8 protein-coding genes are annotated in these 8528 nt (G+C 47.7%); 6 read left to right on the plus strand and 2 right to left on the minus strand.

Going from position 1 to position 8528, the window contains the following annotated elements; all coding sequences use genetic code 11:
- Nucleotides 1-140: 140 nt before the first annotated feature.
- The gene (gene glyS / locus BMZ28_RS15980) at nucleotides 141-2213 is read right to left on the minus strand and encodes a glycine--tRNA ligase subunit beta (RefSeq protein ID WP_047779512.1); all 2073 of its coding nucleotides are present in this window, start codon (nucleotides 2211-2213) and stop codon (nucleotides 141-143) included.
- A 9-nt stretch (nucleotides 2214-2222) separates the two neighbouring features.
- A complete protein-coding gene (gene glyQ / locus BMZ28_RS15985) occupies nucleotides 2223-3146 on the minus strand; it encodes a glycine--tRNA ligase subunit alpha (protein ID WP_047779511.1) in 924 nt (307 codons plus the stop codon).
- 126 nt (nucleotides 3147-3272) lie between these two features.
- Between glyQ and BMZ28_RS15990 the strand changes: the two genes are divergently transcribed.
- From BMZ28_RS15990 to BMZ28_RS16015, 6 genes are all read left to right on the plus strand, one after another.
- Nucleotides 3273-3842: a DNA-3-methyladenine glycosylase I gene (locus BMZ28_RS15990; RefSeq protein ID WP_074824760.1), complete on the plus strand. Its 570-nt coding sequence runs from the start codon at nucleotides 3273-3275 to the stop codon at nucleotides 3840-3842.
- Nucleotides 3839-4288, plus strand: coding sequence for an N-acetyltransferase (locus BMZ28_RS15995; protein ID WP_047779509.1), 450 nt, complete (start codon nucleotides 3839-3841; stop codon nucleotides 4286-4288). The genes BMZ28_RS15990 and BMZ28_RS15995 overlap by 4 nt, the downstream gene beginning before the upstream one ends.
- Before the next feature lie 298 nt (nucleotides 4289-4586).
- Nucleotides 4587-4853: a YMGG-like glycine zipper-containing protein gene (locus tag BMZ28_RS16000; protein WP_053007466.1), complete on the plus strand. Its 267-nt coding sequence runs from the start codon at nucleotides 4587-4589 to the stop codon at nucleotides 4851-4853.
- A gap of 30 nt (nucleotides 4854-4883) precedes the next feature.
- Complete coding sequence (locus BMZ28_RS16005; protein WP_047779508.1) at nucleotides 4884-5543, plus strand: OmpA family lipoprotein; 660 nt, start codon at nucleotides 4884-4886, stop codon at nucleotides 5541-5543.
- 243 nt (nucleotides 5544-5786) lie between these two features.
- The gene (gene ghrB / locus BMZ28_RS16010; protein ID WP_074824763.1) at nucleotides 5787-6761 is read left to right on the plus strand and encodes a glyoxylate/hydroxypyruvate reductase GhrB; all 975 of its coding nucleotides are present in this window, start codon (nucleotides 5787-5789) and stop codon (nucleotides 6759-6761) included.
- Nucleotides 6762-7038: 277 nt separating this feature from the next.
- Nucleotides 7039-8289, plus strand: coding sequence for a valine--pyruvate transaminase (locus tag BMZ28_RS16015; RefSeq protein ID WP_074824767.1), 1251 nt, complete (start codon nucleotides 7039-7041; stop codon nucleotides 8287-8289).
- Nucleotides 8290-8528: the final 239 nt, after the last annotated feature.

Below are 8528 nucleotides of genomic sequence, written 5' to 3' on the forward strand. Positions count from 1 at the left end.
TGCCCGATCGAGTCAGCATACTGTTTTTACTAAAAGAAAACAGTTCACGTCGTTAAAAACGTGCTGCGGATAACTAAAAAGACAAAAAAAACAGGCGCCATCTCAGTTAAAGACTGGCGCCTGTTTTTATCACAAAATGACTAACCGTTAAGCAGGGAGATATCCGCTACTTTCAGGAAAAGTTCACGAAGCTCACTCAGCAACGTCAGGCGATTAACCCTCAGTGCATCGTCTTTGTCCATGACCATCACTTTATCAAAGAAGGCATCGACATATTCACGTAGGTCTGCCAGCTCAACTAACGCTTCTTGATAGCGACCTTCCTCAAACAGAGGCTGCAACTTATCGCGCAGAACCGCCACATGAGTGGCCAAATGAATTTCTGCCGGCTCTCTCAATAACGCAACATTGGTTTTCTCATGCGGCTTATCTTCAGACTTAGACAGAATATTCGAGACGCGCTTATTGGCTTCCGCCAATGATGCGGCCGCATCCAGAGAACGGAAATGGGAAACCGCCTTCACGCGAGCATCGAAGTCCGCTGGTTTAGTTGGACGACGCGCCAGCACAGACAGGATAACGTCAATGCTGAAACCAACATCCTGATACCATGCACGGAAACGGCCCAGCATAAACTCAACCACATCATTAACAACGTTGGTATTGGTCAGCTTGTTGCCATACAGGCGAACCGCTTCTTCAGTTAACGTTGCCAGATCTAGCGGCAGATTTTTCTCAACGATAATACGCAGAACGCCTAAGGCAGCACGGCGTAAAGCGAACGGGTCTTTATCCCCTTTCGGATTCTGACCGATGCCGAAAATACCGGCTAAGGTATCCATTTTATCGGCAATCGCTACCGCACAAGCCACCAGAGAATCAGGCAGATTATCACCGGCAAAGCGCGGCATATACTGCTCGTTCAGCGCAACCGCAACGTCTTCATCTTCGCCGTCGAAACGAGCATAGTGCATCCCCATAACGCCCTGAGTATCAGTGAACTCGAAGACCATATTGGTCATCAGGTCACATTTAGATAACAGGCCCGCACGGGTCGCTTTATTCACATCCGCGCCAATTTGGCCGGCAATCCAACCAGCCAGCGTCTGGATACGATCGGTTTTCTCACGTAGGGAACCCAACTGCTGCTGGAACAGTACGGTTTCCAAACGCGGTAAACGATCTTCCAGGCGCAGTTTACGGTCAGTATTGAAGAAGAATTCGGCATCCGCCAAACGTGGGCGAACCACCTTCTCGTTACCGGAAATAATCTGTTGCGGATCTTTAGATTCAATATTGGTAACAAAGATAAAATTCGGCATCAGGCGACCCTGAGCATCGTACACTGGGAAATACTTCTGATCCCCTTTCATGGTGTGTACCAGTGCTTCTGATGGTACGGCCAGGAATTTTTCTTCGAACTTGGCGGTTAACACCACCGGCCATTCCACCAAAGAGGTCACTTCTTCCAGCAAACTTTCGCTAATGTCAGCAATACCACCCAACTTAGCGGCTGCCGCTTCAGCATCGCGCTTGATCAGTAGTTTACGGGTTTCGTAATCGGCGATAACTTTGCCGCGCTCTTTCAGAATCGTTGGATACAGATCGGCACTATCAATCGTAAATTCCGCTTCGCCCATAAAACGATGGCCGCGGATAGTACGTGCAGACGGGATGCCCAGAATAGTTCCGGCAATCAATTCGCTGCCGTATAACATCGTCACGGTGTGAACCGGGCGGATAAACTGAGTCTCTTTATCACCCCAGCGCATTGGCTTAGGAATCGGTAACTTAGCTAGTGACTGAGCAACCAAATTCGCCAGTAATTCCTGCACCGGCAGGCCTTTAACCTGAGCGCGATATAATAACCACTCGCCTTTATCAGTCACCATGCGCTCAGCCTGATCCACGGTAATACCACAGCCGCGCGCCCAGCCTTCAGCCGCTTTACTTGGATTACCCTGCGCATCAAATGCCTGAGCGATAGCCGGCCCGCGTTTTTCAACTTCGCGATCCGGTTGAGAATTACTTAAAGCAAACACTTTTAACGCTAAACGGCGCGGTGCAGCAAACCATTCCACACCACCGTGAGTCAGATTGGCGCTATCCAGTTCCGCTGTAAAGTTTGCAGCAAAAGATTCGGCCAGAGAACGAAGCGCCTTCGGTGGCAGCTCTTCCGTGCCGATTTCCACAAGGAAAGTTTGTTGAGTCATGGCGTTCTCTTAACCTTTTTTCTTATCTGAAGAGTGACACATCGGGAAACCTAAAGCCTCACGAGAAGCATAATACGCTTCGGCTACCGCCTTGGTTAACGTACGAATACGCAGAATATAGCGTTGACGTTCGGTCACGGAGATCGCTTTACGGGCATCCAGCAGGTTAAAGCTGTGCGCCGCTTTCAAGATACGCTCATAAGCCGGCAGCGGCAGCGGCGTTTCCAGAGCCAGTAGCTTCTGGGCTTCTTTTTCATACTGCTCAAAGCAGGTGAACAAGAAGTCGGTATCGGCATATTCAAAGTTATAGGTAGACTGCTCCACCTCATTCTGATGATAAATATCACCGTAAGTCGTTTTACCGAAAGGACCGTCGCTCCAAACTAAATCATAAACGCTATCAACGCCCTGAATATACATGGCCAGACGCTCAAGACCGTAGGTGATCTCGCCGGTTACTGGTTTACATTCCAAACCACCAACCTGTTGGAAATAAGTAAACTGAGTGACTTCCATTCCGTTAAGCCAAACTTCCCAGCCAAGACCCCAGGCACCCAGCGTCGGGTTTTCCCAGTTATCTTCAACAAAACGAATATCATGCACCGTCGGATCCAAACCCAACTCTCTGAGTGAGCCAAGGTACAGCTCCTGAATATTGTCTGGAGAGGGCTTGATAATCACCTGAAACTGGTAGTAGTGCTGTAAGCGGTTCGGGTTCTCACCATAGCGGCCATCCGTCGGACGACGTGAAGGCTGTACATATGCGGCCGCAATAGGCTCTGGCCCAAGGGCTCGTAAACAGGTCATTGGGTGTGAGGTACCTGCACCAACTTCCATATCCAATGGTTGGACAATGGTACAGCCCTGACGCGACCAATAATCCTGTAGTGTTAGGATTAATCCCTGAAAGGTTTTATTATCGAACTTCTGCATGTTGGATCCGCGCGCGATATTTAGTGGGTTTAAATAATGTAGCTGATTAGTATACCTATAGACGACTAGATATACAGATCTAATCCATACTGGGCGTAGGATTTTTTTAAATTTCAGGGGAAATATATGCAACGTTGCGGCTGGGTAAATCAAGATCCACTCTATATTGATTACCATGATAACGAATGGGGAAAGCCCGTTTACGACAGCCAGAGACTGTTTGAAAAGCTCTGCCTTGAAGGGCAGCAGGCCGGTTTATCATGGATCACCGTCCTGAAAAAACGCGAAACCTATCGCCAATGCTTTTATCATTTTGACCCGGAAAAAGTAGCCGCTATGACCAGTGACGATGTCGATCGCCTGATGCAGAACGCTGGGCTGATTCGCCATCGGGGCAAGCTGGAAGCCATTATCAATAATGCCAAAGCCTATCTAACGATGCAGGCAAACGGCGATGACTTCTCCGCGTTTATCTGGTCTTTCGTCGATCATCAGCCGGTTATCAATCACCTGTCGCTAAAAAAACCGCAGGATTTCCCGACATCAACTCCGGTATCTGACGCCATGGCCAAATCACTAAAAAAGCGTGGTTTTAAATTCGTCGGTACCACGATTTGCTATGCCTATATGCAATCCATGGGTTTGATTAACGATCATATGATTGAATGCTTCTGCCACCCGGATAATCAAGCATGATTCGCCTTTATCAGCCACAGGATCTCGATGCGTTAATGGCTTTGTGGCTGGCAACCACCATCGAAGCGCACCCGTTTATTGAACCAAGCTACTGGCTGGAAAGCGAGCCGCTGGTTCGCAATGTCTATATTCCCGATGCAACCACCTGGGTTTATAGCCATAACGAAAAAATTAGTGGATTTATCAGCGTAATGGAGCAGCAGTTTATTGGTGCGCTGTTTGTTGATTCAACTCAACAAGGTCAGGGTATTGGCAAGGCGCTGATTGAGCAGGTTAAGGATGCCTATCCCAAGCTGTTACTGGAGGTATATCAAGAAAATACCTCAGCCCTGCAATTCTATTTAACCATGGGATTTCAGGTTGTTAGCGAGCAACCGCATCCGGAAACCGGGCAAATTACCTTAATAATGCAGTGGGTAGCCGATCTCTCTGCACTCGCTTATTAATTAGAACAATTTCACCACTCTTTTAACCACAACCTGTCGCAATATACGGTTTTAGCAGCACCACAGGCATAAAATAACAACCAACAATAACCGCTACAGACCTTACCCCTGCTGCTATACTAAAACTCAGGCCATTCCTGAATGATTGCAACATCGCGATGTTCAGCGGTGGTAAACAGCAGGTTTATGGTTGTTAAAGAAGTGTCCGGCAAGTGAAAAATTTGCGTAAAGAAACTTCCTTTCTGTCAAAATTGGTCTTTAATCTGCTGTATCAAAAGTTCGATCCAATGAGGTACAGATGATGAAAAAACTTATTGCTGTAGTTGCTATCGTAACCGCTTCAACATTAACACTAGCTGGTTGTGCTAATCCTTATGGCGGTAGTAATACCAATAATAATCAGGCGGCGAATGTCGGTGTGGGAGCAGGCGTAGGTGCTGTAGTCGGCGCTGGCGTTGGCGCACTGTCCTCTTCACACAAAGACTATAAGAAGGGAGCCTTAATTGGTGCTGCCGCAGGTGCTGCGGTTGGTGCTGCTTCCGGAGCCGTTCTGGGTAATCAGTAGCTCAAATCAGTTATTATTTAAGGAACGCGTATGAAAAAGTATATGATCGCCATAGCCGTGGTACTGAGCGGTACTTTGGCAGTATCTGGCTGTACCACCAACCCATATACCGGTGAATCAGAAGCAGGTAAAGCGGGAATCGGAGCAGGCCTTGGCGCTATCGTTGGTGCCGGCGTTGGTGCATTATCATCTTCTAAGAAAGACCGTGGTAAAGGTGCCCTGATTGGTGCCGCTGCAGGCGCCGCATTAGGTGGTGGAGCGGGTTACTATATGGACGTTCAGGAGGCCAAATTACGTGAAAAAATGGCCGGTACTGGCGTTAGCGTTACCCGTAATGGCGATCAGATTATCCTGAATATGCCAAACAACGTGACGTTTGATAGTAGCAGCAGTACGTTAAAACCAGCTGGTGCCAATACGCTGACCGGTGTAGCGATGGTATTGAAAGAGTACTCTAAAACTGCGGTTAACATTGTTGGCCATACCGACAGCACTGGCGCGCGTCAGTTGAACATGAACCTGTCCCAACAGCGTGCTGATAGCGTCGCTAGCGCCTTAATCACTCAGGGCGTTGGTGCTAACCGTATTCGTACTCAAGGCGCTGGTCCAGATCAGCCAATCGCCTCAAATAGTACAGCATCTGGCAAAGCTCAGAACCGTCGTGTGACCATCACATTGAGTCCTCTGTAACGGGTTTGATCGTCAGATAATTAACTGAACGTGGATTATTCAAAGCCAGCGCCATCAACGCGCTGGCTTTTTTTTGCGTAATTTACACGCACCAGCCTGCCAAACGACGCATATTCTTTATCTATCTACTGCAAAACATTCTTTATAAAATCAAGCCCATCAATCGGTTAAAACCGGTCATCATTTACCCATCAGTTATGATACTGTCATATAACTGACTATCCCAACCGCAGAGGAAAGTACATGAAGCCATCAATCGTCGCCTATAAGGCTCTGCCATCAGAACTTCTCGATAAATTGAAAAAACGCTTTACCGTGACCTCATTCGATAACGTTGACGATAATAATCGGGTTGAGTTTATTCAGGCTCTGCAACAGGCTGAAGGGATGATTGGTTCCGGCCTTAATGTCGATAGCGCCCTGCTGGACCATGCACCTAAACTGAGAGCTATTTCTACTATTTCCGCAGGCTATGACAATTTTGACGTGAATACGCTGACAGAGCGTAAAATTGTACTCATGCATACGCCAGATGCCCTGACGGATACCGTAGCCGATACGATTATGGCGCTGGTGTTGGCTTCTGCCCGACGCATTGTTAATGTCGCTGAACGGGTGAAAGCGGGAGAGTGGACCACCAGCGTAGATGAAAGTTGGTTTGGCTGTGATGTACACCATAAAACCATGGGAATTATTGGTCTGGGACGGATTGGCAGCGCGCTAGCCCAACGTGCCCATTTTGGTTTTGGTATGAAAATCGTTTATAACACCCGCAGTCGTAATACCGAAGCAGAAGACCGCTTTAATGCCATCCATATGGAGTTGGATAAGCTATTGGCTACCGCCGACTTTGTCTGCCTGATTCTGCCACTCAACGACCAGACTCATCATTTAATTAACGCCGAACGGCTGGCGCTGATGAAACCCTCCGCCTTCTTTATCAATGCCGGTCGCGGTCCGGTGGTTGATGAAGCCGCGTTAATTCACGCCCTGAAGAAAGAAAAAATTGCCGGTGCGGGTTTGGATGTATTTGAGAAAGAGCCCATTGCTCCTGACTCACCACTACTCAGCATGCCAAACGTGGTGGCGGTTCCGCATATTGGCTCCGCGACTTTTGAAGCCCGCTACGCCATGGCTGAAACCGCGGTCAATAATCTACTCGCCGCAATGAGCGACAGCATTGAAGGCAACTGTGTAAACCCTCAAATTCTGAATTAAATCAATCAGGATCATCGCCGTATTAACATCGATTGCCGGTTAATGCGGCTAGCAGGCAGCAAAAATTAATCTGAACAGCATAATGGAATAATATTTTTCATAAATACATGCTAAATAGAACAATGATTTCTCAATAAACCAATGCATATCACTAAAAAAAATGGCAGTTGCAGTATATAAACCATATCGAGCCATTTATTCTATCGTTGCACCGACTACCATCTGTCGGTATCGTAATCAGCTATATTTTCCTGACCAATAACTTCAATACCTTGATATGACATTCTCAGCTTTTGGCGACAAATTTGCCCATTTCTCCGGTATCACTCAGTTAATGGGTGATTTAAACGACGGCCTGCGTACTCCCGGCGCAATTATGCTTGGTGGGGGTAATCCAGCAAAAATTCCGGCCATGCAAGACTACTTCACTCGCCTGTGTGCCGATCTGCTGGCAGAGGGGAAGTTAACCGATGCATTGTGTAACTACGATGGCCCGCAGGGAAAAAACACCTTTCTGACGGCGTTGGCTGACATGCTGAGCAAGGAATTTGGTTGGCCGATTGAAGCCAAAAACATTGCCCTGACCAACGGCAGCCAAAGCGCATTTTTCTATCTGTTTAATCTGTTTGCTGGTCGTCAGACTGATGGTCAGTGCAAAAAAGTACTGTTTCCGTTAACGCCAGAATACATCGGTTATGCTGACGTCGGTATTGAAGACGATCTCTTGGTTTCTTATAAACCGACGATCGAACTGCTGCCGGATGGCATGTTCAAATACCACGTTGATTTCGATCATCTGCATATTGGTGACGATATTGGCGTAATGTGCGTTTCCCGCCCAACCAACCCAACCGGAAATGTGCTCACTGACGAAGAAATCATGCGTCTGGACGCCATTGCTCATCAAAAGGGTATTCCACTGATTATTGATAACGCCTACGGTGTGCCATTCCCGAGCATTATCTTTAGCGAAGCCACTCCGATTTGGAATTTAAATACCATTCTGTGTATGAGCTTATCCAAGTTAGGATTGCCCGGCTCTCGCTGCGGAATTGTTATCGCTAACGAAGAGACCATTCAGGCTCTCAGCAATATGAACGGGATTATCAGCCTGTCCCCAGGCGGCATTGGGCCGGAGCTGGTGCTGGAAATGATTAAACGCGGCGATCTGCTGAAGTTATCTAAGCAGGTTATTCAGCCGTTTTACCAACATCGGGTGGAACAAACCTTAGAGATTATTCGCCGTTATCTACCTGCTGAGCGTTGTTTAATCCACAAACCTGAAGGTGCTATCTTCCTTTGGTTATGGTTTCAAGATCTGCCCATTAGTTGCCAGACGCTATACCAGCGTTTGAAAGCCCGCGGCGTCTTGATGGTGCCCGGTCACTACTTCTTCCCCGGATTGGAACAAGAATGGCCACATACCCAACAGTGTATGCGGATGAACTATGTGCCAGAACCAGAACTGATTGAACGCGGTATCGCTATTTTAGCGGAAGAGATCGAGCGCGCTCACCGGGAAGGGTAATGCGAGCAAAAAACAATCTGTGATTCATGCTTATTTTTCTGGGGATTCCTCTGCGCGAAAGCGGGGGATCTCACCTTTAGACTAAGTGTTGTCATAAAGCTAAAACCCAGATTCTGGTTTTCACCAGAATGACGGAAAGGGCTACCGATCGAGACATATCGCAATATTAGTATCGTCATCCCCGTGAAAGCGGGGATCTCGCCTTTAGGCTAAGTGTTGTCATAAAGCTAAAACCCAGA

This window comes from Pragia fontium DSM 5563 = ATCC 49100, from assembly GCF_900112475.1.
GTDB classification, from domain to species: Bacteria; Pseudomonadota; Gammaproteobacteria; order Enterobacterales; family Enterobacteriaceae; genus Pragia; species Pragia fontium.

What these genes read in the sequence shown, in the direction of transcription:
- ghrB (WP_074824763.1), top strand. Translation starts at nt 5,787, where the DNA reads ATGAAGCCATCAATCGTCGCCTATAAGGCTCTGCCATCAGAACTTCTC.
- BMZ28_RS16000 (WP_053007466.1), top strand. Translation starts at nt 4,587, where the DNA reads ATGATGAAAAAACTTATTGCTGTAGTTGCTATCGTAACCGCTTCAACA.
- BMZ28_RS16015 (WP_074824767.1), top strand. Translation starts at nt 7,039, where the DNA reads ATGACATTCTCAGCTTTTGGCGACAAATTTGCCCATTTCTCCGGTATC.
- glyS (WP_047779512.1), bottom strand. Translation starts at nt 2,213, where the DNA reads ATGACTCAACAAACTTTCCTTGTGGAAATCGGCACGGAAGAGCTGCCA.
- BMZ28_RS16005 (WP_047779508.1), top strand. Translation starts at nt 4,884, where the DNA reads ATGAAAAAGTATATGATCGCCATAGCCGTGGTACTGAGCGGTACTTTG.
- glyQ (WP_047779511.1), bottom strand. Translation starts at nt 3,146, where the DNA reads ATGCAGAAGTTCGATAATAAAACCTTTCAGGGATTAATCCTAACACTA.
- BMZ28_RS15995 (WP_047779509.1), top strand. Translation starts at nt 3,839, where the DNA reads ATGATTCGCCTTTATCAGCCACAGGATCTCGATGCGTTAATGGCTTTG.
- BMZ28_RS15990 (WP_074824760.1), top strand. Translation starts at nt 3,273, where the DNA reads ATGCAACGTTGCGGCTGGGTAAATCAAGATCCACTCTATATTGATTAC.